Source organism: Burkholderia sp. Cy-637, from assembly GCF_011753175.1.
Taxonomy (GTDB): Bacteria; Pseudomonadota; Gammaproteobacteria; order Burkholderiales; family Burkholderiaceae; genus Burkholderia; species Burkholderia gladioli.
Window position 1 is genome coordinate 1 of the sequence record NZ_VWWC01000108.1, and the last position, 26,119, is coordinate 26,119.

General features: G+C 68.6%; 26 protein-coding genes. 14 read left to right on the top strand and 12 right to left on the bottom strand.

All coding sequences use genetic code 11. The features are described from left to right. Positions 1-1,292: 1,292 nt before the first annotated feature. Positions 1,293-2,957, bottom strand: coding sequence for an ATP-binding cassette domain-containing protein (locus F3J10_RS24035; RefSeq protein ID WP_166914464.1), 1,665 nt, complete (start codon positions 2,955-2,957; stop codon positions 1,293-1,295). A 141-nt stretch (positions 2,958-3,098) separates the two neighbouring features. On the opposite strand from F3J10_RS24035, the gene F3J10_RS24040 reads away from it, so the two are divergent. After that, positions 3,099-3,317, top strand: coding sequence for a ParD-like family protein (locus F3J10_RS24040; RefSeq protein ID WP_013691499.1), 219 nt, complete (start codon positions 3,099-3,101; stop codon positions 3,315-3,317). After that, positions 3,317-4,147 carry a type I methionyl aminopeptidase gene (gene map / locus F3J10_RS24045; protein ID WP_013691500.1) on the top strand — a complete coding sequence of 277 codons (831 nt, stop codon included), beginning with the start codon at positions 3,317-3,319 and terminating at the stop codon, positions 4,145-4,147. Before F3J10_RS24040 ends, map begins: the two co-directional genes overlap by 1 nt. An 84-nt stretch (positions 4,148-4,231) precedes the next feature. Here map and F3J10_RS24050 read toward each other — a convergent pair whose 3' ends face one another. The 3 genes from F3J10_RS24050 to F3J10_RS24060 form a co-directional block, all read right to left on the bottom strand. Next, positions 4,232-4,738, bottom strand: coding sequence for an N-acetyltransferase (locus tag F3J10_RS24050; RefSeq protein WP_166914466.1), 507 nt, complete (start codon positions 4,736-4,738; stop codon positions 4,232-4,234). 167 nt (positions 4,739-4,905) lie between these two features. Further along, positions 4,906-6,228 carry an MFS transporter gene (locus F3J10_RS24055; protein ID WP_167243143.1) on the bottom strand — a complete coding sequence of 441 codons (1,323 nt, stop codon included), beginning with the start codon at positions 6,226-6,228 and terminating at the stop codon, positions 4,906-4,908. A gap of 98 nt (positions 6,229-6,326) precedes the next feature. Then, on the bottom strand, positions 6,327-7,526 hold the full coding sequence (locus tag F3J10_RS24060) for a M20 aminoacylase family protein (protein ID WP_025100746.1): 1,200 nt from the start codon (positions 7,524-7,526) through the stop codon (positions 6,327-6,329). Between the two features lie 264 nt (positions 7,527-7,790). Here F3J10_RS24060 and F3J10_RS24065 point away from each other — a divergent pair, with 264 nt between their 5' ends. The 3 genes from F3J10_RS24065 (at position 7,791) to F3J10_RS24075 (ending at position 9,788) form a co-directional block, all read left to right on the top strand. After that, a complete protein-coding gene (locus F3J10_RS24065; RefSeq protein ID WP_166914472.1) occupies positions 7,791-8,195 on the top strand; it encodes a DUF305 domain-containing protein in 405 nt (134 codons plus the stop codon). A gap of 157 nt (positions 8,196-8,352) precedes the next feature. Further along, entirely contained in the window at positions 8,353-9,348 is a 996-nt protein-coding gene (locus F3J10_RS24070) for a malate dehydrogenase (RefSeq protein WP_167243144.1), read from the top strand. 146 nt (positions 9,349-9,494) lie between these two features. Further along, a complete protein-coding gene (locus tag F3J10_RS24075) occupies positions 9,495-9,788 on the top strand; it encodes a hypothetical protein (protein ID WP_025100743.1) in 294 nt (97 codons plus the stop codon). 121 nt (positions 9,789-9,909) lie between these two features. Here F3J10_RS24075 and F3J10_RS24080 read toward each other — a convergent pair whose 3' ends face one another. Next, on the bottom strand, positions 9,910-10,746 hold the full coding sequence (locus tag F3J10_RS24080) for a methyltransferase domain-containing protein (protein WP_167232154.1): 837 nt from the start codon (positions 10,744-10,746) through the stop codon (positions 9,910-9,912). Between the two features lie 183 nt (positions 10,747-10,929). Next, complete coding sequence (locus F3J10_RS24085; protein ID WP_167243145.1) at positions 10,930-12,138, bottom strand: MFS transporter; 1,209 nt, start codon at positions 12,136-12,138, stop codon at positions 10,930-10,932. Between the two features lie 97 nt (positions 12,139-12,235). Here F3J10_RS24085 and F3J10_RS24090 point away from each other — a divergent pair, with 97 nt between their 5' ends. After that, positions 12,236-13,201 (top strand): helix-turn-helix domain-containing protein, encoded by a 966-nt coding sequence (locus F3J10_RS24090; RefSeq protein ID WP_025100740.1) that lies wholly within the window; start codon positions 12,236-12,238, stop codon positions 13,199-13,201. Positions 13,202-13,279: 78 nt separating this feature from the next. Here F3J10_RS24090 and F3J10_RS24095 read toward each other — a convergent pair whose 3' ends face one another. Next, positions 13,280-13,555: a DUF1427 family protein gene (locus F3J10_RS24095; RefSeq protein ID WP_013691506.1), complete on the bottom strand. Its 276-nt coding sequence runs from the start codon at positions 13,553-13,555 to the stop codon at positions 13,280-13,282. A 285-nt stretch (positions 13,556-13,840) separates the two neighbouring features. Here F3J10_RS24095 and F3J10_RS24100 point away from each other — a divergent pair, with 285 nt between their 5' ends. Continuing rightward, on the top strand, positions 13,841-14,527 hold the full coding sequence (locus F3J10_RS24100; protein ID WP_105851093.1) for a hydrolase: 687 nt from the start codon (positions 13,841-13,843) through the stop codon (positions 14,525-14,527). A 58-nt stretch (positions 14,528-14,585) separates the two neighbouring features. Here the strand turns inward: F3J10_RS24100 and F3J10_RS24105 are convergent, their stop codons facing one another. Then, positions 14,586-15,509, bottom strand: coding sequence for a LysR family transcriptional regulator (locus F3J10_RS24105; RefSeq protein ID WP_025100738.1), 924 nt, complete (start codon positions 15,507-15,509; stop codon positions 14,586-14,588). 142 nt (positions 15,510-15,651) lie between these two features. Between F3J10_RS24105 and F3J10_RS24110 the strand changes: the two genes are divergently transcribed. From F3J10_RS24110 to F3J10_RS24140, 7 genes are all read left to right on the top strand, one after another. Next, complete coding sequence (locus tag F3J10_RS24110) at positions 15,652-15,819, top strand: DUF1427 family protein (RefSeq protein WP_013691509.1); 168 nt, start codon at positions 15,652-15,654, stop codon at positions 15,817-15,819. 35 nt (positions 15,820-15,854) lie between these two features. After that, positions 15,855-17,744 (top strand): amidohydrolase, encoded by a 1,890-nt coding sequence (locus tag F3J10_RS24115; RefSeq protein ID WP_025100737.1) that lies wholly within the window; start codon positions 15,855-15,857, stop codon positions 17,742-17,744. A 1-nt stretch (position 17,745) separates the two neighbouring features. Beyond that, positions 17,746-18,192, top strand: a complete 447-nt coding sequence (locus F3J10_RS24120) for a DoxX family protein (RefSeq protein WP_167243146.1) — start codon at positions 17,746-17,748, stop codon at positions 18,190-18,192. A 69-nt stretch (positions 18,193-18,261) separates the two neighbouring features. Next, complete coding sequence (locus tag F3J10_RS24125) at positions 18,262-19,197, top strand: glyoxalase (RefSeq protein WP_167232143.1); 936 nt, start codon at positions 18,262-18,264, stop codon at positions 19,195-19,197. Continuing rightward, positions 19,194-19,886 carry a YoaK family protein gene (locus F3J10_RS24130; protein WP_167243147.1) on the top strand — a complete coding sequence of 231 codons (693 nt, stop codon included), beginning with the start codon at positions 19,194-19,196 and terminating at the stop codon, positions 19,884-19,886. The genes F3J10_RS24125 and F3J10_RS24130 overlap by 4 nt, the downstream gene beginning before the upstream one ends. A gap of 50 nt (positions 19,887-19,936) precedes the next feature. Then, a complete protein-coding gene (locus F3J10_RS24135) occupies positions 19,937-21,466 on the top strand; it encodes an alginate export family protein (RefSeq protein WP_240155699.1) in 1,530 nt (509 codons plus the stop codon). A gap of 343 nt (positions 21,467-21,809) precedes the next feature. Beyond that, complete coding sequence (locus F3J10_RS24140) at positions 21,810-22,898, top strand: catalase family peroxidase (protein ID WP_167243149.1); 1,089 nt, start codon at positions 21,810-21,812, stop codon at positions 22,896-22,898. Positions 22,899-22,922: 24 nt separating this feature from the next. Here F3J10_RS24140 and F3J10_RS24145 read toward each other — a convergent pair whose 3' ends face one another. From F3J10_RS24145 to F3J10_RS24160, 4 genes are all read right to left on the bottom strand, one after another. Next, a complete protein-coding gene (locus F3J10_RS24145) occupies positions 22,923-24,215 on the bottom strand; it encodes an ATP-binding protein (RefSeq protein ID WP_025099207.1) in 1,293 nt (430 codons plus the stop codon). After that, on the bottom strand, positions 24,212-24,979 hold the full coding sequence (locus F3J10_RS24150; RefSeq protein ID WP_025099206.1) for a response regulator: 768 nt from the start codon (positions 24,977-24,979) through the stop codon (positions 24,212-24,214). The genes F3J10_RS24145 and F3J10_RS24150 overlap by 4 nt, the downstream gene beginning before the upstream one ends. Further along, positions 24,976-25,248 (bottom strand): EF-hand domain-containing protein, encoded by a 273-nt coding sequence (locus tag F3J10_RS24155; protein ID WP_029950539.1) that lies wholly within the window; start codon positions 25,246-25,248, stop codon positions 24,976-24,978. The genes F3J10_RS24150 and F3J10_RS24155 overlap by 4 nt, the downstream gene beginning before the upstream one ends. 97 nt (positions 25,249-25,345) lie before the next feature. Beyond that, positions 25,346-26,119, bottom strand: a 774-nt coding sequence (locus F3J10_RS24160) for a MipA/OmpV family protein (RefSeq protein WP_167243150.1), incomplete at its 5' end; no start/stop codon positions are given.

A 26,119-nucleotide genomic window follows, 5' to 3' on the forward strand; every position in this document is an offset into this window, starting at 1 on the left:
TCGCCAGCGCTCCCACATTAACGCCTTCTGGCTATCTGTATAGTAGATCCGCCGTCTCTGTTTCATGACAACACTCCTTGCCGCTTCGCAGCTCCAAGTATGTTGCATCGACGGGTTGAATCCGCAGCCGAACACGGCCGGCCGCCACTCAGCGACGCGCGACCGTCGCAGATCGACCCTGAGCGGTCAATCCATTCGACATAAGCCGGCCATTCGTCTTGCAACCTATCGTGATAGAGCCGTCCTGTAATTCCAGCCTCGCGCTTTTGTTAGCCATTGATCGTACGTCCTTTGGCGATCTACCAACTCCATGCTCAGTGCTGCCATGGCCATATACTCCAGCACACGCCAGTTCGCATCGTCTCCCTTCCTAAAAGAGGCTTCGATGGCGTCCAGTGCCAGTTCGAACTCGTTGTGGTTCAAGAATTCCTCAAATTCGGCGATCTCATTCGCACACACTCCCTCGGCAGTTTCGGAGAGGTGAGCTCGCGCCTCGCGAAGATACTCCGAGGTCTTGCTCCAACTCGAGTGGAAATCGCGATCAGCCGGCATACGAGTTCTCTTTAGGTCGGACGTGCTCAGTTGTCGGCAATTTGAACCCAAGTGTCGAATGGCCGATTGTGGCCGCAAGCTGCCAGCCACGTCACTGGCAGCTAGTCGAGCGGAAAATTTCGACCGACTCCGTTCACTCCGCCGGTAAGCCTGGACCGCCAAAGCAGCTTTTCCGATCACGTGAGCATGCTATCCACATCGGCGCCTGCACCGCTATCCCGGCGATACGACAGCAAATTCGCCTTATCTGGCAGCGCCTCACGCACAAACTACGCCAAGGCCTGCGCTCAGGTTTTTCCGGACCGACGCTTCTCGCTCCCCTTTCACGGACATGATGAATTACGACTTCAACGTAGCAAGTCGACGCTCGGTGATTCACTTAGGTAGCAGTCGCCGCGCTGCCGCAAATGGGACAAACAATGCGTTTAGCGTAGCTGACGAGTGTGAGGCCGCAGCAATTGCCCTCTTGGCTCGGTCCACGCTCCTCAGCCACCCATTCCCCAGCATGTTGGGGTCGTGCGAGCACCAAAAGCTCCCAAGGTGACGACACACCGGACACCTCATTAAATCGGTGAGCCTCCGCAAGCACGAACTTGGCGGACTGCCATTCCGGACGACTCACTGCAGCCTCGCGCCCCTCCAAGGCCATGGCGATCACTTCGACCAACTGCCACTCCGGCAGTGAGACCAATGCATCCACCAGTTCTCGATTTAGCGAAGTTCTAGTAATCAACGCACACTCACTGCAGGCTGGCCTGCTCGCGCATGCGACGGGCCTCGTCGCGCAGGAACTGCTGGTAATCGTCCAGATCGCCGTCGAAGGGCTCCACGCCCCCCTTGGTCACGAGCCAGAACTCGTCACACACCGCGCGCAGCAGCGACCGGTCGTGGCTGACCAGCATCACGGTACCCTCGAACTCATTGAGCGCCATGCCCAGTGCCTCGCGGGTGGCGAGGTCGAGATGGTTGGTCGGCTCGTCGAGCAGCAGCAGGTTGGGGCGCTGCCACACGATCATGCACAGCACGAGCCTCGCCTTTTCCCCGCCGCTCATCGTGCCGACCTGCTGATGGACCATGTCGCCGCTGAAATTGAAGCTGCCGAGGAACGTGCGCAGCGATTGTTCCGTGCCGCTCTGGCCGGGCGCGCGCATGTGCGCCGGCGTGTCCTTGGCCAGGCGGATCATGTGTTCGATCGGCGTATCGAGAGGACGCAGCACGTCGAGTTCCTGCTGGGCGAAGTAGCCGATGTTCAAACCCTTGCCTTCGCTGATCTCGCCCGCGATCGGGGCCAGCGCGTGGGCCACCGTTTTCACCAGCGTGGATTTGCCCTGCCCGTTGGCACCGAGGATGCCGATGCGCTGCCCGGCCAGCACGGAACGATTGATGCCTCGCACGATGACGGTCGGCGGCGTATCCGGCGCCGCGTCGTCCGGCGCGGGGTAACCGAAGCTCGCGTCCAGCATCGACAGCAGCGGGTTCGGCACGTTGAGCGGCTCCTTGAACTCGAAGCTGAACTCCGCGTCGGCCAGCACCGGCGCGATCTTCTCCATGCGTTCGAGCGCCTTGACCCGGCTCTGCGCCTGCTTCGCCTTCGAGGCTTTGGCCTTGAAGCGATCGATGAACTTCTGCAGGTGGGCGATCTTGTCCGCCTGCCTCGCCATCGCGGCCTGCTGCAGGACCAGCTGCTCGGCGCGCATGTCCTCGAACTTGCTGTAGTTGCCGCCGTAGCGCACCAGCTTCGCGTTGTCGACGTGCACGGTCACCTGCGTCACCGCGTCGAGGAATTCTCGATCGTGGCTGATCACCACCAGGGTTCCCTGGTAGCGCTTGAGCCACGCTTCCAGCCAGACCAGGGCGTCGAGATCCAGGTGATTGGTCGGTTCGTCGAGCAGCAGCAGATCCGACGGGCACATCAGGGCGCGCGCCAATTGGAGCCGCATGCGCCAGCCGCCGGAGAAACTGTTGACCGGCTGGTCGAGCTGCGCCTCGCTGAAGCCAAGACCGAGAATCAGCGCCTGCGCCCGCGAGGGAGCGTCATGCGCACCGGCATCGTGCAGGGCCATGTAAGCCTCCGCCATGCGCATGCCGTCGTCGCTGGCCTCCGCGGCGGCCACCTCGGCCTGCGCGGCCAGCAGCACGGTGTCGCCCTCGATCACGAAGTCGGTCGCGCTCTGCTCGGTCTCGGGCATATCCTGCGCGACCTGGCCCATCTTCCACGCGGCGGGAATCGAAAACTCGCCGCCGTCTTCATGCAGCGTGCCGTTGAGAAGGCCGAAGAAAGACGACTTGCCGGCGCCATTGCGGCCGACCAGGCCAATTTTTTCCCCCGGCGTGAAGACGACGGATGCGCGGTCGAGCACGACATTGACGCCGCGGCGCAGGGTGACATTACGGATGGAGATCATGAGGAGCGACTTCGGAGAGGACAGGCATCATAGCCGACCGGCGGGCAAGCCTGCCCGATGCGGAGCCGCAGTCGACCCGTGGCAGCCCGGTTTATTTCTGCTAATATGCGAAACAGCTACATTTCATATAAATAGGGCAACATGGGAATCATCAAAATCTCCGAGTCGATGCACGACTCCCTGCGCCGCACCAGCGGCGCGCTGAGCCGCTCGATCAATGCTCAGGCCGAGCACTGGCTGCGCGTGGGCATGCTGGCCGAACTGAATCCGACGCTGAGCTACGGCGAGATCTGCCAGATGCTGCTGCGCGCGGAGGTCCAGCAGGCGCCCGACGAAACTTCACTGCCGCAGGTGGCGTGATGGCGCGCGCTCCGAAAATCACGCTCCGCTCGAAGGCGGAAATCGCGCAATCGCGCGTGGCGGGCAAGCTCGCGGCCGAGGTGCTGCAGATGATCGGCGAGCACGTGAAGCCCGGCGTCACCACCGACGAACTCGATACGCTGTGCCGCGAGTACATCGTCAACGTGCAGAAGGCGACGCCCGCCAACATCGGCTATCACGGCTTCCCGAAGACGATCTGCGCCTCGGTCAACCATGTGGTCTGCCACGGCATCCCCTCGGCGCACGTGCTCGAGGACGGCGACATCATCAATATCGACGTCGCGGTGATCAAGGACGGCTGGTTCGGCGACACGAGCCGCATGTACTACGTCGGCGAACCCGCGCCCGCCGCCCGGCACCTGGTGGACACCACCTACGAGGCGATGCGCGCCGGGATCCTCGCCGTCAGGCCGGGCGCGACGCTCGGCGATGTCGGCCATGCCATCCAGAGCGTGGCGCACGCGGCCGGCTACAGCGTGGTGCGCGAGTATTGCGGGCACGGCATCGGCACCGTCTATCACGACGAGCCGCAGGTGCTCCATTACGGCCGGCCCGGCATCGGGCTCAAGCTGGTGCCGGGCATGATCTTCACCATCGAGCCGATGCTCAATGCCGGCAAGGCGGAAACCAAGCAGCTCTCGGACGGCTGGACCGTCGTGACGCGCGACCGCTCGCTGTCGGCGCAATGGGAGCACATGGTGGTCGTGACCGAGCACGGTTTCGAGGTGCTGACGCCCTGGCCGGAAGGCACCGGCAGCTACGCGTCGATCGGCGCGGCGCAGGGTTCGGAATCGGCTTCGGCGGCCTGATTCGGGCGGCGGCTGCCGCGTCGAGCATCAGCGGCAAGGCAAGGCCGCCGCGCGCCTATCATGGCGCGCGGCGGCCTCAACGTTTCAGGCGGCCGGATCCGGCTCGCCGAGCCAGCGGTACATCACGAGGCAGTCGACCAGGCCGAGCCTGGCATGGCGATAGGCGCGCGGCAGCGTGCCCACCACCTCGAATCCCATCTTCTTCCACAGCGCGACGGCAACCTCGTTGGTCGCGACCACCGAATTGAACTGCATCGCCAGGAAGCCTGCCTCGCGCGCCACCTGCAGCGAGTGCTCGCACATGCGCTGCGCGACGCCCTTGCCGCGCGCGGCGGGCGACACCATGTAGCCGCAATTGCAGACGTGATTGCCCGGGCCGGCGGCGTTCGGCTTCAGGTAGTAGGAGCCGAGCAGCTCGCCGTCCTGCTCGGCGACGAAGGTGTGGAGCGGCAGGTCGATCCAGAGCGCGCGCGCTGCCTCCTTCGTGATGGCCGGGTCGTAGGCGTAGGTTTCCTGCGCGGCGGCGATGGCCTGGAAGGTCGGCCAGAAGCGGTCGAAATCGTCGGGGGTGAGGGGGCGGAGGGTGATCATCGGCGGCTCGGTAACGGGCAGGCGAATGATTCTAGCTTGATGCCGGAGCGAGATTGCCCTTGCGGCACGAGATCGCCGCTGAAGCCATCGATCCAGCGGCCTGCAAGGCTGGAATCATGACATTCGGTCCGCTTTCGATGAAACACGATGCGCCCCCGCGCCCTACTTCAACCCGCCTCGCCCTCGTCCTTCGCCGTCTCCCTGAGCAGCGACACCGCCACCAGCGACAGCAGCACGCAAACCGCCACGTACCAGGCCGGCGCGAGGCGGTTGCCGGTCACGCGCACCAGCCAGGTGGCGACCAACTGCGCCGTGCCGCCGAAGATCGTGACCGCCAGCGCATAGGCGATCGAGATGCCCGTCGCGCGGATCCGACGCGGGAACGATTCGCACATCAGCGCGAACTCCGAGGCCGAGCCCATCGAGAAGAACAGCAGCATCAGCGAGGTCAGCGGCATCACCACCGACAGCGTCGGATAGCGGTTCATCAGCATGAAGGCCGGAAACAGCAGCAACACCAGCGTGCCGCGCCCGACGAAGATCGGCAGCTTGCGGCTGCCCACCTTGTCGGAAAGCCAGCCGAACACCGGGCACATCACCAGGATCACGCAACTCGACGCCACCCCGACGAACATCGACAGCTTCATCGGGAGGCCCAGCGTGTGGATCGCGTAGGTCGGCATGTAGAAGGTCAGGATGTAGGTGGAGACCGTGCCGCCCATCACCGTCAGCGTGATCAGCAGCACCGTGCGCGCGTGCTGCGTGAACAGCTCGCGCAACACGCCGCCGTCGATCGCGTGCGAGGCCGCGCCGGGCTCCTCGGCGAGCCGGCGGCGCAGCAGCATGCCGACCGGCGCGATCGACAGGCCGACCACGAAGGGAATGCGCCAGCCCCAGCTTTCCAGCGCATCCTTGGTCAGCACGTTGGACAGCAGCGCCGCGAGGCCCGAGCCCATCAGGGCCGCGCCGCCTTGCGTGGCGAGCTGCCAACTGGCGCGGAAACCGCGCTTCGCCCGATCGCCCTGTTCCAGCAGGGTGGAGGTGGCCGCGCCGAATTCGCCGCCTTGCGAAAAGCCCTGCAGCAACCGCGCGAACACGATGATGAGCGGCGCGAACACGCCGATCTGCGCGTAGGTGGGCGCGATCGCGATCAAGCCCGTGCCGATCGCCATCAGCATGATGGTGAGGTTCAGCGCCGCCTTGCGGCCGCGCCGGTCGGCATGGACGCCGAGCAGCACGCTGCCGAGCGGCCGCGTGAAGAAGCCGGCCGCGAAGGTCGCCACCGATAGCAGCAGCGAGGTGGTGGCGTCGCCGGCCGGGAAATACAGCTTGCCGATCAGGACCGCGAAGAATCCATACACGGTGAAATCGAAGAATTCGAGCCAGTTGCCGATCACGGCCGCCACCACGGCGCCGCGCGCGGACAGCCGGGCAGGCGCGGCGGCGCCCGGTGTTTCGTCGATGCGAAGCGTCAGTTGCTCGTCGTGCATGCGGCTTCTCCCTTGCCTGATGGTTGGAAACGGGCTCGATGGATCGCGCGGGGCGATGCGTCGCCGCGCTCGTGGCGACGCAGGATGCCGGCGCGATCTCAGCGCGACAGGTAACGCTCGACGAGCCGCGTCCAGAAGGCCGCGCCGATCGGCAGGTTGTGATCGTTGAAGTCGTAATGCGGGTTGTGGACCATGCAGCCGTCCTCGCCCACGCCGTTGCCGAGCCGCACGAAGGAACCGGGGCGCTGCTGCAGCATGTAGGCGAAATCCTCGCTGCCCATCAGCGGATCGGTCTGCTCGACGACGTTGGCCTCGCCCACCAGTTCCTTGGCGACCTGCGCCGCGAAATCGGTTTCCTCGTCCGAGTTGACCACCACGGGGTAGCCGTCGACATAGTCGACGGTGGCCTTGGCGCCATAGCTGGCCGCCTGCGCCTCGGCGATCTCGGTGATCCGGCGTTTCAGTTGCGCGCGCACCTTTTCGCTGAACGAACGCACGCTCAGCTCGAGCCGTGCGCGCTGCGGGATCACGTTGTTGACGGTGCCCGCGTGCATGGTGCCGATGGTGACCACCGCCGCCTGCGAGGGATCGAGGTTGCGCGAGACGATGGTCTGCAGGGCCATCACGATGCTGGCCGTGACCACCACCGTGTCGACCGCCAGGTGCGGGCGCGCCGCGTGGCCGCCCACGCCCTCGATCTCGATCACGGCGCGATCGCCCGCCGCCATGAACGGCCCGCGCCGCATCAGGAACTTGCCCGGCTCCGCGCCGGGATGGTTGTGCATGCCGAACACGGCATCGCAGGGGAAACGTTCGAACAGGCCGTCGGCGATCATGCGCTGGGCGCCGCTGTCCACGCCCTTTTCCTCGGCCGGCTGGAAGTACAGGTGCACCGTGCCCGAGAAGTTGCGGGTGCGCGCCAGATGGCGGGCGGCGCCGAGCAGCATGGTGGTATGGCCGTCGTGGCCGCAGGCGTGCATCTTGCCGTGCGTCTCGCTCGCGTAGGGCAGGCCGGTGGCTTCCAGGATCGGCAACGCGTCCATGTCGGCGCGAATGCCGATCCGGCGCCGGCCCTCGCCCACCGTCAGCGTGCCGACCACGCCCGTCTCGCCCACCCCGCGCGTGACCTGCCAGCCCCAGCTTTCGAGCTTGTCGGCGACCAGCGCCGCCGTCGCCACCTCCTCGAAGGCCAGTTCGGGATGGCGGTGGATGTGGTGGCGGATGTCGAGCAGGTCGGGAACGTCGTCGGCGAGATCGGGGATTTCGGTGTAGCGGGCGGCGGTGGCGTTGGCGGTCATCAGGGGCTCCGGGGCGCGGTGCGCCGGGTGGGGGTCGATGGGGCGGACTATAGCCAGCCAAATCCCGCTGTAGAAGATGCGGGATTTTTCACCGTGATTAGTAAAAGTTATCGCTCCTTCCAGCGAATCACGATGGCCTTCATTCCCCCTTGACCTTCCCACCATGGCAAGCTTGACGATATCCCCCGTGACGAGCCCCGCGGGCACACAACCTGCGCGCCGGCCTCGCACACTTCGCCATCCCCAGTCAAAGTGAGAAGCCAGATGACATTCCGACATGCACTCCGCTCCATCCTGCCGCTCGCGGCAGCCGTCTCCCTGCTGGGCGCGCCGGCTTTCGCCAGCGCGCAACAAGGCGCCGCTGCCGCCATGCAAGGCATGCAGGGCATGAAGATGTCCGCGCCGAACGACGGCGCGGCCGGCTCCACCGCCGCCTTCCAGGGCGCCGACCAGAAGATGATGCAGGGCATGAGCGCGCCGCCCTACACGGGCGACGCCGACAAGGATTTCGTCGCCCACATGATTCCGCATCACCAGGGCGCGATCGACATGGCCGAGGTGGAACTGCGCTACGGCAAGGATCCCGCGATGAAGAAGCTCGCGGCCGAGATCGTCGCCGCCCAGCGCACCGAGATCCGCACCATGAAGCAGTGGCAGCAGGCGCATTGAGCGCCCTCGCGCCATGCCACAAAGGCATGGCGCGAATCGTTTTTCTGTATTGGCGCGCATGCGCCGCCTCTGGGATGCTTGAGCCATACGAAACGGCGCCCGCCAGCAGTGACACACGCGGCGGGCGCCGGCCCCAAGCCCACCCAAGGAACGCACCATGCCCAACCTCCCCGTCAAACGCGTCGCCGTGACCGGCGCGGCCGGCCAGATCGCCTATTCGCTGCTGTTTCGCATCGCCAACGGCGACCTGCTCGGCAAGCAGCAGCCCGTGATCCTCCAGTTGCTGGAACTGCCCCAGGCGATGCCCGCCCTGCGCGGCGTGGTGATGGAGCTGGAGGATTGCGCCTTCCCGCTGCTGGCCGGCATCGAGATCAGCGACGATCCGCGCCAGGCCTTCCGCGATGCCGACTACGCGCTGCTGGTCGGCTCGCGCCCGCGCGGCAAGGGCATGGAGCGGCGCGATCTGCTGGCCGCCAACGCCGCGATCTTCCGCACCCAGGGCGAGGCGCTCAACGAGGTCGCGCAGCGCTCGGTCAAGGCGCTGGTGGTGGGCAATCCCGCCAACACCAACGCCTGGGTCGCGCGCCGCTTCGCCCCGGACCTGCCGCCCGACGCCATCACCGCGATGATCCGGCTCGACCACAATCGCGCCGCCTCGCAGCTCGCGGCGCGCTTCGGCGTCGAGGTCGGCGCGATCACGCAACTGGCCGTCTGGGGCAATCACTCGCCCACCATGTATGCCGATTACCGGCACGCGCTCGCCGACGGCCAGCCGTTGCCGGCCAGGATCGACGACGAAGCCTGGAACCGCGAGGTCTTCATCCCCGAGGTGGCGCGCCGAGGCACCGCCATCATCGAGGCGCGCGGCGCCTCGTCGGCCGCCTCGGCCGCGAACGCGGCGATCGACCAGATGCGCGACTGGGTGCTGGGCAGCGACGGCCGCTGGGTCTCGATGAGCATCGTCTCGAGCGGCGAATACGGCATCCCGGCCGGGCTCGTCTACGGCATGCCGGTAACCTGCGAGGCGGACGGCTACCGCGTGGTGAACGGCATCGAGATCGACGCCTTCGCGCGCGAGCGCATCGACGCCTCGGCCCGCGAGCTGATGGACGAAATGACGGCGGTGCGCGAGATCCTCGGCCCCGGCGCCTGATTCGGGCGGCCTGGCGGGAGCGAAGTGATTCAGGCGTAAACGCCACCAATGTTGGCGTTTATGACCGTACCCTCGACGCCGCCGCCTCCCTACACTGGACTCCGTCGCAAGTCGCGATTTCCTCAACCCGTCCTACGGAGTCCTGCATGAAAGTTCTCGCCATCGCCACCATCGTCAAGCCGGTCACGCCGGAACAGCGCGCCGACATCATGCCGCGCGAAGTCCCCGCCACGCTGAAGCTCTATCTCGACGGCAAGATCGACCAGTTCTGGTATCGCCAGGACAAGCCGGGCGTGGTGTTCCTGATGGACGCCGATTCGGTCGACAGCGCGCGCGCCGCCACCAACACGCTGCCGCTGGTGGCCGACGGCTTCGCCGAATACGAGTTCATCCCGCTTGGCCCGCTGGCGCCGCTCGGCTCGCTGATCCAGGGCAAGTAAGCCGCTTCTCGCACCCTCTTCGCGCCCTCCTCGCGAGGGCGCGACCCGACGCGAAAACGAAGGCGGGGCCGACATCGATCGGCCCCGCCTTCGTTGTTCATCTACAGCGATGCCGCGACATTCAATCCTTGCCGACGATCGCCTGGACCAGGCCGGCCCGTCCTTCGCGCAGGTTGCGCGCGAGGTTGCCGCTCATCTCGCGGAACCCCGGCCCCATCACCACGTGCATGCCCATCGCGGGCGGCTTGCCAAGCGCCGCCAGCTTGCGCGCGCGCTCGTCGAACCAGGCAACCCCGGCCTCGGTCGAATCGACCCACGACAGCACCGAGAAACCCTGCGCCTCGAGCAGCTCGCGCATTCGCGCGGCCGTGACCAGACAGCTCGCGGCCGGCGTCGACGCCCAGGGCACCGGGAAGTGCAGCGGCTCGACATCGCCCGCCACCACGTCGAAGATCGCCAGCCGCCCGCCCGGGCGCAGCACGCGCCAGGCCTCGCGATACAGGCGGTCGCGATCGGCGATGTTCATCGCGACGTGCTGGGTCCAGGCCAGGTCGAACGAGTCGTCCTCGAACGGCAGCGCCAGCGCGTCGGCCTGGCGATAATGCACGCGATCGTCGAGCCCGGTGCGTTGCGCGAGAAAGCGCGCGGCCTCGACGAAGGACGGCGTCAGGTCGATGCCTTCCACGCGGCAGCCAAAGTTCGAGGCCAGGTAGCGCGACGGGCCGCCGAGCCCCGAGCCGATGTCGATCACGCGCGTCGCCGCGTCGATCTCGAGCAGCGCGGCGAGCTCCACCGTCGCCTCGAGGCCGCGCGAATGGAACTGGTCCAGTTGCGCGAGATCGGCCGCGCGCGGCTGCCTTGCCTCGAAACCCTCGGCCGCGAGCGCGGCGCGCAGGCGCTCGACGAGGCTGTCGAGGTCCTTGTCATAGTGTTGGGAAATGCTGGTCTTGTCCGTCATGATTGGCTCCGTTTACACGGCCGGCGACGATGCTCGGCTTGCGCCCCGCGCCGTCGCCGGCCGATTCGATCGAACCCGGCGCGGCCTGCCGCGCGACGGGTCCCGACACTGCATCCTGCAATCGATGCGGCTTCGACGGCGCCATGCCTCCACGCGCCGTCGAACCGCGTCCGCCGCCTGCACTCAAGCCTGCCCGGCCCGACTGGCCGCCACCACCGGCAGCTCGCCGCCGGCACGTCCCGCGCGAGCGACGGCCGCGATCCGGCGATCGGCCATCGCCGACACGATCATCGCGGCCCCCACCAGCGCGGCACCCACGAAGCCGAGCGCATGGCTGCCCACCAGGTGAATCCCCGCCGCGCCGATCGCGCCGGCCGCCGTCGCGCCGAGGAAGGTGGCCGAGTTGTTCAGTCCCATCAGGATCGGCGCGAGCGCGGGTTCGACGCCGACGATGCGGTGCTGCATCGGCACCAGCACACCCCATCCGCAGGCGCCCCACACGACGATGGCGGGAATCGTGGTCCACAGGCTGGCGCCGCTCCAGCGCACCAGCAGGAAGTCGACGAACACGAAGGCCAGCATCGCCGCCAGCACGCGGCGCGTGCCGATGCGATCGATCAGCCGCCCGACCGCGAGGTTCGACACCGTGCCCGCCGCGCCCCAGAGCACCAGCAGGCCGCCGATCAGCGCGCTGTCGGCGCCGATTGCGCGATCGAACACCACGGCGAGATAGGTATAGACGGCCAGCACGCCGCTGAAGAACAGCACGGTGCTCGCCATCGTCAGGCCGACGCGGGCATCGCCGAGCGGCGCGAGGCGCTTGCGCAGCGAGATCGGCGGCGCCAGCGGAATCCCGGCGAGGAAGGCCAGCACGCCCAGGCCCGACAGCGCGGCGAGCGCGGCCACGAACACCATGGTCCAGTGCCAGCTCACGAAGCTGCCGATCAGGGTGCCGATCGGCGCGCCGATCGCGGTGGACACCGTCATGCCGGTCAGCACCACGGCCAGCGCCATGCCGCGCCGCTCGGGCGGCACGATCGCGGCGGCCGAGCCGGTGGCGGTGGGCGAGAAGATCGAGGCGCCGAGGCCGGCCAGCGCGCGCGTGGCCAGCGCGAAGCCGAAGCTCGGCGCGAGCGCGGTGCCGAGGTTGGCGATCACGAAGATCGCCAGCCCGACCAGGATCAGCCGCTTGCGCGCCACGCCCGCGGCGAGCGTCGCGATCACCGGCGCGAGCAGCGCGTAGCTCAGCGAATAGACGGTGGTCATCTGCCCGGCCGCGCCGATGCCGATGCCGAACTCATGCGCGATCTGCGGCAGCACGCCGGCCACCACGAAACTGTCGGTGCCGAGCGCGAACATGCCGAGCGCCAGCGCCAATAGACGTCGGTCCATGAAAACTCCTGTGAATACGGAAGAATGGAACCGAGTGTAGCGACGCCACCACCCAACTGATACAGTCACAAACGCCAACTTTGGAGTCGATTACGCCATGCGCATCGCCATCATCGCCCTCGACGGAATGTTCGACACGGGCCTGTCCGTCACGCTCGATGCCTTCTCGGCGGCCAACGGCCTGTCGGCGCGGCTGCTCGGCGGCACGCCGCGTTTCGAGGTGTCGCTGGTCGGCATGCGCCGCCGCGTGCGCTCGAAGCACGGCCTGCTGGTGCCCGTGCAGCCGGCCTCGGCGGCGCCCAAGCCGGATTGGGCGATCGTGCCGGCGCCGGCCATGGCGCTGCCCGAGGACCTGATACGCCTGCTCGGGCGGCCCGACATGGTCGACGCGATGGCGCAGCTGCGGGCATGGAACGACAAGGGCACGCGCGTGGCCGCGTCGTGCATCGGCACCTTCGTGCTGGCCGAGGCGGGTTTTCTCGACGGCCGCGAGGCGACCACCAGCTGGTCGCTCGCGCCGCTGTTCCGGCAGCGCTATCCCGAGGTGAAGCTCGACGAATCGCGCATGCTGGTGCCCAACGAGATCGGCGTGACGGCAGGCGCCGCGCTCGGGCATCTCGATCTCGCGCTGTGGTTGATCCGCTCGGCGAGCCCCGAGCTGGCGACGCTGGTATCGCGCTACCTGCTGGCGGACATCCGCTCCTCGCAGGCGGCCTACATCATCCCGAACCACCTGGCGCAGGCCGATCCGCTGATCCAGCGTTTCGAGCAGTGGTCGCGCGCGAACCTGAAGGCGGGGTTCTCGCTGCAGGGCGCGGCCAAGGCGCTGGCCACCAGCACCCGCTCGCTGCAACGGCGCTGCCAGGAAGTGCTGGGGAAATCGCCGCTCGCCTATTTCCAGGACCTGCGCGTCGAGCACGCGCAATCGCTGATCCGCGGCGGCAGCCTCGACCTGGAAGCGATCGCGGCCGAGGTCGGCTACGGCGACGGCGCGACCTTGCGCACGCTGCTGCGCCAGCGCCTCGGGCGAGGCGTGCGCGAGCTGCGTGCCGACCTGCTGTGAATTTCTAGGAAAGCTTGCGGGCGCAACGATCTCGGCCTCGCGCCGCGCATCGCCGCCGCCCCCGCTGCCCTCGCTGCATCACGACGGCTCGCGCCGCGTCGCGCCGCCGCCCGCGCCCGGGCCGCCCGGCAAGGCGCCGAACATGTGCTGGTTGCACTTCGCCTCGCGCCACGCGGCCGACAGGCGATGCCCCGCCAGGATCCGCCGCGCCACCGGCAGGATCTGCTCCCCCGCCAACATCCCCAGCAGCCCCAGCAGCGCGATCACGGGCGGCGCCGGCGAAGCCACGCCGATCGCGCCATACACCACGCCGGCCAGCAGGCCGGCAAGCAGGGACAACACATAAGCCTTCATCGGGCCGCTCCTTTTTCACGAGATGCCGGCGCTCGCCGTCGCACGGCCGGACGTCCGCAAGACTAGCCGGTTCGCATCAAGAAAAAAAGCGGGGAGCGGCACTTTCGAGGGGCGGTTTTTGGAATCGAAGCCATTCCGTTTTTTGGATTTCTTGGCGCCGCGATTGCGTGTCAAATGATTGCCGCCGGATCGTGCCCCGTTCCGGCGCCCTGCCACGTGCACGGTTTCCCCGGTCGCGCCATCCGGCTGCGCCGCTCTCCTCTCCCAATCGAAGGACGCCACGTCATGAGCGATTCGAAGCTTGAAGTTCTCACGCCGCAAAACAGCCAACTGATCATCATCGACCAGCAGCCGCAAATGGCCTTCGGCGTCCAGTCGATCGACCGCCAGACGCTGAAGAACAACGTTGTCGCGCTGGCCAAGGCCGCCAAGGTCTTCAAGGTGCCCACCACCATCACCACCGTCGAGAGCGAAAGCTTCTCCGGCTACACCTATCCCGAGCTGCTCGACGTGTTCCCGGGCCAGAAGGTGCTCGAACGCACCTCGATGAACTCCTGGGACGACCAGAAGGTGCGCGACGCGCTGGCCGCGAACGGCCGCAAGAAGGTGGTCGTGTCGGGGCTGTGGACCGAGGTCTGCAACACCACCTTCGCGCTGTGCGCGATGCTCGAAGGCGACTACGAGATCTACATGGTGGCGGACGCATCGGGCGGCACCTCGCAGGACGCGCACGACTACGCGATGCAGCGGATGATCCAGGCCGGCGTGATCCCCGTCACCTGGCAGCAGGTGATGCTCGAATGGCAACGCGACTGGGCGCGCCGCGACAGCTACGACGCCGTGATGGCGATCGCCAAGGAGCACTCGGGCGCCTACGGCCTCGGCGTCGACTACGCGTACACGATGGTGCACAAGGCCGCGCAGCGCACGGCCGGACAGCACGAGATCCTCGCGGCGGTGCCGGCGAAATAAGCCCCGGGGCCGGTCGGGCAGGCCGCGCGCGACTCGCACGCGGCCTGCCCGCATCGGCTCATTGCTCGGACAGCGCCCACGGCGCATGCGCCAGGTGTTCGACGAGGAAATCGAGCAGCACCGTGACGCGCGCGGCACGCAGCATGCCGGGCGGCGTCACCAGGTTGACGTTGATGTCGGCGATGCGCCAGTCGCACATGACGCGCTCCAGCGCGCCGCTCTTCAGCGCATCCCAGACCAGGAACTCCGGCTGCAGGGCGAGGCCCTGCCCGGCCAGCAGCGCGGGCAGGATCACGTCGGCGTTGTTGGTGCGCATGCGGCCGCGCACCGGCACGGCGAACTCCTGGTCGGAATCGACATGCCGGAAGCGCCAGTAATCGGGCGAGGGCAGGTTGGTGTAGATCATGCTGACGTGCCGATCGAGATCGCGCGGATGCTCGGGGCGGCCATGCCGCTCCAGGTACTCGGGCGAGGCGACCAGCGGGCGATGCACCGCGCAGAGGCGTCGCGCGCGCAGCGAGGAATCGCTGAGATCGGCGATGCGGATCGCGACGTCGCAGCCGCTGGAGACGATGTCGATGATCTGGTCGGTCAGCACGAGGTCGACGTCGACGCCGGGATAGCGCTCGAGAAAGGCCGGCAGCAGCGGCGAGAGATGGCGCAGCCCGAACGACATCGGCGCGTTCAGGCGCACCGTGCCGTGAGGCTCGAGCGCCTGCGCCGAGGCTTCGTTCTCGATCATCTCGGCATCGGCGAGCAACTGGACCGCGCGATCGCGCAGCAGCTCGCCGGTGGGCGTGAGCGAGAGCTTGCGCGAGGTGCGGTACAGCAGCATGGTGCCGAGGCGCTGCTCGAGGCGCGCGATCGCCTTCGAGACGGTCGGTTGCGAGATGCCCAGCAGGTTGGCGGTCTTCGCGAACGAACCGGTCTCGACGACACGCGCGAAGATGGCCCAGGCTTCGAGATCAGGAAGAGCTTGCATGTGCGGGTGGGGAGTGAAGGTCCCGCGCGCCTGGTTCGACGCTAAGGACAGTTAAACGATGTGGTACCCGTCGATCGCGTGATCGGCGACGCGGATCCGGACACGACGCTCCGGATTCTAATTCGATCGAGAGGCTGAGCGCATGAAATCTTATTGGGTATCGCTCGCGGCGGGCGCATTGATCGGCGTGATCTACAGCGCGATCCGCGTGCGCTCGCCGGCGCCGCCGCTGATCGCCCTGGTCGGCCTGCTCGGCATGCTGATCGGCGCGCAGGCCGTGCCCTCGCTGCGGCTGTGGCTCGGCTTCTAGCCCACCTTCCAATTCAAACCCGAAAGGAAACGCTCGTGAATGCAAGCGACAAGCAACCCGACCTGATCCTGCACAACGGCAAGATCACCACGCTGGATCGCGCCAGGCCCGTCGTCAGCGCGGTGGCGATCGCCGACGGCAGCTTCATCGCGGTCGGCGACGATGCCGAGGTCATGCCGCTGGCCGGCGACGCCACGCGCGTGATCGACCTGCAGGGCCGCCCGGTGCTGCCGGGCCTGATCGACAACCACCTGCACCTGATCCGCGGCGGCCTCAACTACAACATGGAGCTGCGCTGGGACGGCGTGCCCTCGCTGGCGCTCGCCATGGAGATGCTCAAGCAGCAGGTGGCGGTCACGCCCGCGCCGCAATGGGTGCGCGTGGTGGGCGGCTTCACCGAGCACCAGTTCGTCGAGAAGCGCCTGCCGACCATCGAGGAACTGAACGCGGCGGCGCCCGACACGCCGGTGTTCATCCTCCACCTCTACGATCGCGCGCTGCTGAACGCGGCCGCGCTGCGCGTGGTCGGCTATACCAGGGACACGCCCGAGCCGCCGGGCGGCACCATCCTGCGCGACGCGGCCGGCAACCCCACCGGCCTGCTGCTGGCCAACCCCAACGCGACCATCCTCTACGCGACGCTGGCCAAGGGCCCCAAGCTGCCCGAGGAATACCAGGCCAACTCGACGCGCCACTTCATGCGCGAGCTGAACCGCCTGGGCGTGACGGGCGCGATCGACGCCGGCGGCGGCTCGCAGAACTACCCCGACGACTACGAGGTGATCCGCAAGCTGCACGACGCCGGCCAGATGACGGTGCGCATCGCCTACAACCTGTTCACGCAGAAGCCCAAGGCCGAGAAGGAGGACTTCGTGAACTGGACCCAGTCCGTCACCTATCACGACGGCAGCGACTACTTCCGCCACAACGGCGCGGGCGAGATGCTGGTGTTCTCGGCGGCCGACTTCGAGGACTTCCGCGTGGCGCGCCCCGAGCTGCCGCCCGAGATGGAGGGCGAACTGGAAGGCGTGGTGCGCGTGCTGGCGCAGAACCGCTGGCCGTGGCGCCTGCATGCCACCTACGACGAAACCATCAGCCGCGCGCTCGACGTGTTCGAGAAGGTCGACCGCGATATTCCGCTGGACGGCATCCACTGGTTCTTCGATCACGCCGAAACCATCTCGGAGCGCTCGATGGACCGCATCGCCGCGCTCGGCGGCGGGGTGGCCGTGCAGCACCGGATGGCCTACCAGGGCGAATACTTCGTCGAGCGCTATGGCGCCCAGGCCGCCGAGGCCACGCCGCCGGTGGCGAAGATGCTGGAGAAGGGCCTCAAGGTTTCGGCCGGCACCGATGCCACGCGCGTGGCCTCCTACAACCCGTGGATCTCGCTGGCCTGGCTGGTGACCGGCAAGACGGTGGGCGGCATGCGCCTCTACCCGCGGCACAGCCTGCTCGATCGCGAGACCGCGCTGCGCATGTGGACCGAGTACGTGACCTGGTTCTCGAACGAGGAAGGGCGCAAGGGGCGCATCGCGGTAGGCCAGCTCGCCGACCTGATGGTGCCCGACCGCGACTTCTTCGGCTGCGCCGAGGACGACATCGCCGGCACCACCGCGCTGCTGACCGTGGTGGGCGGGCGCATCGTCTGGGGCGCCGGGCCGTTCTCGCAACACGACGCGCCGATCCCGCCCGCCATGCCCGACTGGTCGCCCGCGCGCAGCTACGGCGGTTACGGCGGCTGGGGCGCGACGCAGCGCGAAGGCGCGCCGCTGCAACGCGCCGCGGCCGCCGCGCTGTGCGCCTGCGACAGCGCCTGCACGCTGCACGGCCACGCGCATGCCAGCGCCTGGAACAAGTCGCTGCCGACCTCGGACGCCAAGGGCTTCTGGGGCGCCTTCGGCTGCTCCTGCTGGGCGATCTGAGATGGCCGCCCCGCTGCTCGCCGGCAATCCGGCATGGGTGCGCGCCCTGCTCGCGCCGGCCTGGGTCGCGCCGCTGCTGCGGCTCGCGCTGGTCTCCGCCTACCTGGTCGGCGGCGTCGACAAGCTGCTGCACTTCGATGCCGCCATCGCCGAGCAGGCGCATTTCGGCCTGCATCCGCCGGCCCTGTGGGCCGCGCTCGCGATCGTGGTGGAGATCGGCGGCTCGCTGTGCGTGGTCGCGCGGCGCCTGACCTGGCTCGGCGCCGGCGGCCTGGCGGCGCTGACCCTGGTCGCGATGCTGGTGGCCAACGATTTCTGGAACCTCGCCGGCGCCGCGCGCTTCATGGCGCTCAACAGCTTCTTCGAGCACCTGGGCCTGATCGCGGCACTGGCGCTCGTCACCCTGCTCAGCGATAGTCGCGATACGGCCGGCCACGGCCGCGCCTGATTCGCCGCTCACCATCCATCGACATCCCGCAGCACTGCGAAATAAACCAAACGACAAGGAACATCGTTCATGAACCCGATTCGCTCCACCCTGCTGGCCCTGATGATCGCGGCCGGCACCGCTGGCGCCTTCACCGCGCCGGCCGCCTTCGCCAAGGCCTCGTTCGCGAAGACGCCGGCCGCCGCCGCCGCCCCGTCGCTCGCCGTCGGCCCGCAGTACGACACCACCCACGTCTATGTCGCGCCCGAGGATTTCGACCGCTTCACCGACAGCTTCGTGGCCACCTTCGGCGGCAGCAAGTCCAAACAGGGCGTGTTCCAGGTCACGCCCACGCCGAGCCAGACCATGTCGCAACTGGTGTTCACGCCGGCCGGCACGATCTCGGTGTTCGGCTTCAAGACGCCGGTGCCCTGGCCGTTCGGCGCCGAGCGCACCGGCTACCTGGTGAGCGACATGGACGCGGCCGTGAAGTCGGCGCGCGCGCACGGCGCCGACGTGATCGTCGACACCTTCCCCGATCCGATCGGCCGCGATGCGGTGGTGACCTGGCCCGGCGGCGTCAACATGCAGCTCTACTGGCACAACCAGGCGCCCAGCTACGAGGCGCTGCAGACGGTGCCCGAGAACCGCGTCTACGTCTCGGCCCAGAGCGCCGGCAAGCTGATCCGCGACTTCCTGGCCTTCTCGCACGGCAAGCTGGTATCCGACGTGCGCAAGGCGCCCGGCGTGGAAATCGGCCGACCCGGCGACACCTACCGCCGCGTGCGCCTCGAATCGGGCTTCGGCAAGATGACCGTGCTGGTCACCGACGGCCACCTGCCCTACCCGTTCGGGCACGAGATGACCGGCTACGAAGTGCCCGACCTGGCCGCGACGCTGAAGAAGGCCGAGGCGGCCGGCGTCAAGACGCTGGTCGAGCCGTTCAGCTCGGACGGCCGTGAAGCCGCGATCGTGCAGTTCCCGGGCGGCTACGTCGCCGAGATCCACGCCAGCGCCGCGCAATGAAGCACGAGGACACGCTGCTGGCGGCGGTTGCCGGCTTCGTCGACACGCTCAGCTTCGTCGCGCTGTTCGGCCTGTTCACCGCCCACGTGACCGGCAACTTCGTGCTGATCGGCGCGGGCGCGGCCGGCTCCGGCCAGGGCCTGCTGCTGAAGCTGGCGGTGTTCCCCGCCTTCGTGGCGGGCGTGGCCGGCAGCAGCCTGCTGGTGCGTGCCCTGCCCCTGCATCACGCGCGCCAGGGCGCGCGCCTGCTGCATGCCGCCCAGGCCGTGCTGATGTTCGGCTTCTGCCTGGCCGGCGTGGCCGCCTCGCCGGTGGGCGGTCCCGACGACCTGGCGGCGGTGGCCGCCGGCATGCTCGGCGCCTTCGCGATGGGCGTGCAGAACGCGCATCCGCGCCTGGTGGCGCGACCCGGCGTGCCCAACACGGTGATGACGGGCAACGTCACGCAGGCGATCCTCGACGCGGTGGATCTGCTGTCGCCGCATCTGGACAGCGCCGCGCGCGCCGCCGTGCGTGCGCGCTTCGCGAAGATGCTGCCGGCCATCGCCGCGTTCGCGGCCGGCGCCGTGGCCGGCGCGCTCGGCTGGCGGCAGTTCGGCTTCTGGGCCCTGCTCGCGCCCACGCTGGCGCTGGCCTGGCTGGCGATCTTCACCGATACGCGCGAACCCGCCGCCGCCGGGCGCGCCTGACCTCGCCCGCCGCGCGGCCCGGCTCGCGCGGCGCTTCCACGGCTTCCACGATGGCATTCGCCAATCATCACGAGGGGATCATGAGCTCGACCACGCCACGCGCGCGTCGCATCGAACGAGCCGCCGGCATCGCGGCGATCGCGGGCCTGCTGCTGACGGGTGCCGGCACGGCCGCCGCCGCCGAGGCCGCGGACGAAACCGGCGGCGAACCCAAGGCGGCGGCCTCGGCACAAACACCGGCCCAGGCGCCCGCCGCGGCCTGCCAGGCACGACGTCCCGTGCCGGGCTTCAATCGCTGGCAGGAGAACTGGGGCGCGCTCGCCGATCCCTGCCTGCCGCGCAAACCGCTCGACGCGCTCAAGTACATTCCGCTGTCGGGCGATCCGAGCTGGTATCTCTCGCTCGGCGCGAACCTGCGCGAGCGTTTCGAATTCAACGACGCGCCCTTGTTCGGGCTCGGCAGCGGCCGCGCCAACGGCTACCTGATCCAGCGCGCGCAAGTCCATGCCGATGCGCATTTCGGCGAGCATGTGCAGGCCTTCGTGCAACTCGAGGATGCGCGTCCATTCGGCAAGGATTCGGTGTCGCCCGTCGACAAGAACCCGCTCGACCTGGAGCAGGCCTTCGTCGCCTACGTCGGCCAGCTCGGCGCCGGCACCGTGAAGGCGCGCATCGGCCGCCAGGAGATGGCCTTCGATCTGCAGCGCTTCATCGCCGTGCGCGACGGCCCCAATGTGCGGCAGGCCTTCGATGCGCTGTGGGGCGACTACGAGATCGGCCAGTGGCGCTTCATCGGCTATCTCACGCGGCCGGTGCAGTATCGCGATCTCGACAGCTTCGACGACACCTCGAACCGCCACCTGAAGTTCAGCGGCCTGCGCGTCGAGCGCAGCAGCTTCGGCCCCGGCGACCTGTCGGCCTACTGGTCGCGCTACGAGCGCGACGGCGCGCGCTTTCTCGATGCCGCCGGCAACGAGCGGCGCGACGTGTTCGACATGCGCTACGCCGGCAAGCGCGCGCCGTTCGACTGGGACGTGGAAGCAATGGGGCAGACCGGGCACGTGGGCGCGGCCAGCATCGGCGCCTGGGCCTTCGGCGCGCTGGGCGGCTATACCTTCGCCTCGCTGCCCGGCACGCCGCGCCTCGGCCTGCAGGTGGACGGCGCCTCCGGCGACAGCCATCCCGGCAACGGCCACGTCGGCACCTTCAACCCGCTGTTCCCGAACGGCTATTACTTCACGCTGGCCGGCTACACGGGCTACAGCAACCTGATCCACGTGAAGCCTTCGCTGACGTTCAAGCTCGCGCCGACACTCACGCTGATGACGGCGCTCGGCTTCCAGTGGCGCGAGACCGCCGCCGATGCCGTCTATGGCCAGGGCATGGCGGTGGTGCCGGGCACGGCGGGCCACGGCAGCCGCTGGACCGGCATGTATGCGCAGTTGCGCGCCGACTGGCTGGTCAGCGATAACGTGGCGCTCGCGCTGGAAGCCGTGCATTTCAACGTCGGGGATTCGCTGCGGGCGCTCGGCGCGCGCAATGCCGATTATGTCGGCGTCGAGGCCAAGTTCGGCTGGTGAGGCCTGTCGGCGGTCAAGCTCGAGAGCGCAAAAAAATTCGCGGGAATCGCCGTTTTTTAGGAGTATTCCGATTGTTCCGGGCGGCGCGCCGGATCACTATCCATACCGGTCACGCGCATGGTGACCGGCCTCTATTCTCCGCCCGCCCAGTCGGGCGGATTTTTTTGCCGATGCGGGCTTGCACGTTTCGCGACGGACAGCCAACACACCGGCTATGTCACCCCGAAACATCCCAACACATGCCATTACAAAATTCCGCGCCGGATTCGCGCCGCCCACCGGAATAAGCCCTCGCCAAGTCTGTTCACCCCGATGTCACCCCCACATCGACAGGATCAAGAACATGACCGACAAGACTTCCGAATCGAGCCGCCGCTCCTTCCTTTCCGCCGCCACGCGCCTGACCGTGGCCGGCGCCGTCGCGCCGATGGTGGGCCTGCCCGTCGCCGCGCAGGCCGCATCGGCCACGGCGGGCGATGCCGCCCATCCCGCCGTCGGCAACGAATACGGCGAAGCCGACGCGCAGCACGCGCTCGACTCGCTGGAGAGCGCCTACGGCGTGCATCCTGCCAAGCGCCGCAACCACACCAAGGGCGTGGGCGTGCTCGGCCAGTTCGTCGGCAGCCCGGCGGCGGCCGAGCTGTCGCGTTCGCTGCTGTTCAGCGGCGAGACCATCGAGGTGGTGGGCCGCTTCTCGCTGGCAGGCGGCGACCCCGACGCGGCCGACACCGAGCGCAGCACGCGCGGCGTCGGCCTGCAGTTCCGCCTGCCCGGCGGCGCCCTGCAGCACATGACGATGCTGCATACGCCGATGTTCTTCGCCACCATGCCGAAGACCTTCATCGACAAGTTCTTCGCGCTGACGCCCGACCCCGCCACCGGCAAGCCGGACCCGGCGGTGTTCAAGCACTTCCTCGCCACCCATCCCGACCACGCCGCGCAGGCGCATTTCCTCGGCACCGTGAATCCGCCCTGGAGCTACACGAACTGCGCGTTCTACGGCATCCACACCTTCCGCTTCGTGGATCGCGCGGGCAAGGTGACGATGGTGCGCTGGCGCTTCGTGCCGCGCGACGGCGAGCGCTCGCTGACCGATGCGGAGATGAAGGGGGCGGCGCGCGATTTCCTGGAACCGCGCCTGATGGAACGGCTCCAGCGCGGCCCGGCGCTGTGGGACATGATCGTCTCGATCGGCGAGCCGGGCGATCCGGTGATCAACCCTACCCTGCTGTGGCCCAAGGAGCGCCGCGAGATCCACGCCGGCACGCTGACGCTGTCGAGCGCGATGCAGCAGGAGCAGGCACCGAGCTACGGCATCAACTTCGATCCGCTGGTGATGGCCGACGGCATCGAGGCGACCGACGACCCGATCCTGCAATTCCGTTCGCCTTCCTACGGATTGTCGTATTCGCGCCGACTTCGCAAGATCTGAGCCGGCGTAGCTCGCGCGCGTGCCTCAGTCGCGCGCCGCCGGCAGGCGCAGCGTGGCCGCCAGCCCGCCGCCCTCGCGCAGGCTCAGGTCGAGCCGGCCGCCGTGCTGGCGCGCGATGCGCTCGGCGATCGCCAGCCCCAGCCCCGAGCCGGGCGGGCGATCAGGATCGTCGCCGCGCCGGAACGGCCGCTTGAGCAGGGGCAGCTGGTCGGCCGGCACGCCGGGCCCGCTGTCCTCCACGCTGATCAGCACCGCGCCGGGCTCGGCCCAGCTGCGCACCGCGAGGCCGAGCCTGCCGTGGACCACCGCGTTGTGCATCAGGTTCATCAGCAGCCGCTGCATGCCGGTCGGGCGATACGCATGCGGCGGCAGCGGCGCGAGCGACAGCGCGAAGCCGTAACCGAGCCCGACATAGTCGGCCGCGAGCTGCCCGGCCAGCGCGTTGAGATCGCCAGGCACGGCCGCCTCGCTGTCCCAGCCGCGCGCGTAGTCGATGAACTGCTCGACGATCGCGTCGATCTCGGCCACGAAGCGCTCGGCGCTCGCCGAGGGCGCCTCGAAGGCCTCGGGCGCGGCAATCGCCATGCGCAGCTTGGTGAGCGGCGTGCGGATGTCGTGCGAGACGCCGGCCAGCAGCTCGGCGCGCGTGGCATCGAGCTCGGCCAGCGAGGCCACCATCCGGTTGAAGGTCTCGGCCACGGTGGCCAGCTCGCGCGGCCCGTCGGTCGGCACCGGCGCGGGCCAGGCGCCGCGCTCCACCGCCTTGGCCGCGCGCGCGAGCCGGCCCAGCCGGGCCGCCATGTGCCGCTGCATGAACCAGGCGCCCAGCACCGGGAACACCGCCAGGCTGAGCAGCTCGGCGATCAGGCTCACGGGCAGCGAGCGGCCCAGGCCCGTGCTCGCCGGGATCACCACCCATTCGGGCTGCCCGTCGATGCGCATCTGCACCCAGATGCGGCGGCTCATGCCGCGCTCCCAGCGAATCTGCGTGTCGGCCGGCAGGTTCCGCCGCAGGCAGCGCAGGAAGCGCTTGGGCGTGTAGCTGTGGGCGCGATCGACCGAATCCGGCGGCGGCGTCGCCGGCTCGCCGCCGTTGATCGCCAGCAGTTCGCGGCGACGCGCCTCGGGCGGCAGCGCGGCCAGCAGGTGGGCCACCATGCGCGTCTGCGAGGCCACCAGTTGAGCCGCCTCGTCGATGCGCGGATTCTGGATGAAGGCGAAGAAGATCGCGAAGGTCGACAGCACGCTGGCGAGCACCACGGCGATCAGCAGCAGCAGATGGCGGCCGAGCAGCGACCGCGGCCAAGGCATCCTCATGCGTCGAGCTCCGCGATCAGCATGTAGCCCACGCCCCACACGGTGCGGATGTGGCGCGGCGCGGCCGCGTCGGCCTCGAGGATCTGGCGCACCCGCAGCACCTGCACGTCGACGCTGCGCTGCGCCGCGTCGTAATGCGGCCCGCGCGCGCGCTCGATCAGGTTGGCGCGGCTCACCGGGCGATTCGGCGTCTGCGCCAGCGCGCAGAGCAGGCGCATTTCGGCATGGCCGATCTCCACCCGCATATCGTCGCGATACAGCAGTTGCTGGCCGACCTCCAGCCGGAACGGCCCGAAGCGCAGCGCGACCGACTCGCGCTCCTGCGGCACGCCGGCGATCGCATCGCGCTGGCGCAGCAGCATCTGCCGGCGCCGCAGCATGGCGCGCACGCGCGCCAGCAGCTCGCCCGGCACGAAGGGTTTCGCCAGGTAATCGTCGGCACCGAGTTCGAGGCCGATCACGCGGTCGGCCGGATCGCCGCGCGCGGTCAGCATCAGGATCGGCAGCGTCTCGCCGCGCGCGCGCAGCCGGCGGCAGATCGACAGGCCGTCCTCGCCCGGCATCATCACGTCGAGGATCAGCAGGTCGTAGGGATGGCGCTCCAGGAACACCTCCAGTTGCGGGCCGCTCTTGGCGGTGCGCACCTCGAAGCCGTGCGAGACCAGGAAGCGTTCGAGCATGTTGCGGATCTCGGCCTCGTCGTCGAGCACGATGATGCGCCCGGGCGCGAGGCCCGGCGCGCTCGCGGCTTGCTGCAGGCTCATGGTGCCGGGCGGGCGCGGCGCGCGGCCAGGAAGCGCTCGATGTCCTCGAGCGTCAGGTAGCCCTTGTGATCGGCGTCGATCTCCGCGAAGTGCTGCGCGACGCGCGGCATGCCGGCCTGCGCCTCGGCCGGCGTGAGCTTGCCGTCGTGATCGGTGTCGGCGGCGGCGAAGCGCGCCTGCAGTTGCTGCAGCCCGGCGCCCTGCGCGAAAGCGGCGGAGGCGGCCAGCGAAACCGCCAGCAGGGCGGCGAAGCGGATAGATCGTGTCATCGGATGGTCCTTCAGGGGGTGCCCCCGGCGCGGCGGGCATCATGCATCGATACCCCGCCGCGCCAAGTATGGATCAATCAAAAACCGGCGCGCGGGTTCAGAAGCGATAACCCACGCCCAGCGTGCCGAATACGCTGGTGCGCCGCTCCACGATCGGGCTGTCGGCCGCGTCGCCCAGCAGGGTGCCGACGCCCGCCGAGGCGCGCAGCGACCAGTGCGCGTCGAAGCGGTGCTCGTAGGCGAGCCTCAGGTCGACGTTCGAGAAGCCCGACGAGGCCGAATACACGGGCAGATGCGCGAGGCTGCCGGCCGCCTGCTCGCCGTCGATGCCGAAATCGGTCTGCGCGGCCGAGCCGTTCGACCAGACCGCGTCGGTGGAAATCGTCACGCGGTCGCGCGGCAGCACCAGCAAGGCGTAGGACGCGCCGAGCGTGACCTGGTTGCCGTAGCCGCTGCGCGCCGATTGCAGGAACTTCACGTTCAGTCCGAGCCGGTCGGCCTGCCAGTGCGCGAAGGCGCCGTACTGGAACGAATTCTTCAGGTCGCCCGTGCCGTTCAGGATGGTCGCATCGTCCTGCTTGCGGCCCATCGAGAAGCCGATCAGCGGGCCCACGCTCAGGTGCGGGCCGAGCGCCCAGGCCGCGCCGCCGTCGAGCCCCTCGGTGAAAAAGGTGAGCCGCGGTATCGCGCCGCTCGGCAGCACCACCGAGGGCAGCGGCAGCACGCGGTAGGCCGAGGCGCCGGCGTAGCGCGGCGTCGCCACCACGTCGAGATTGAGGCTGGCGCCGGGCGCCAGCTGGGCGTGCGCGGTGCCGCCGGCGGCCAGGCCGGCCAGGGCCAGCAGCCCCAGCGCCACGCGGCTGGCATGGCG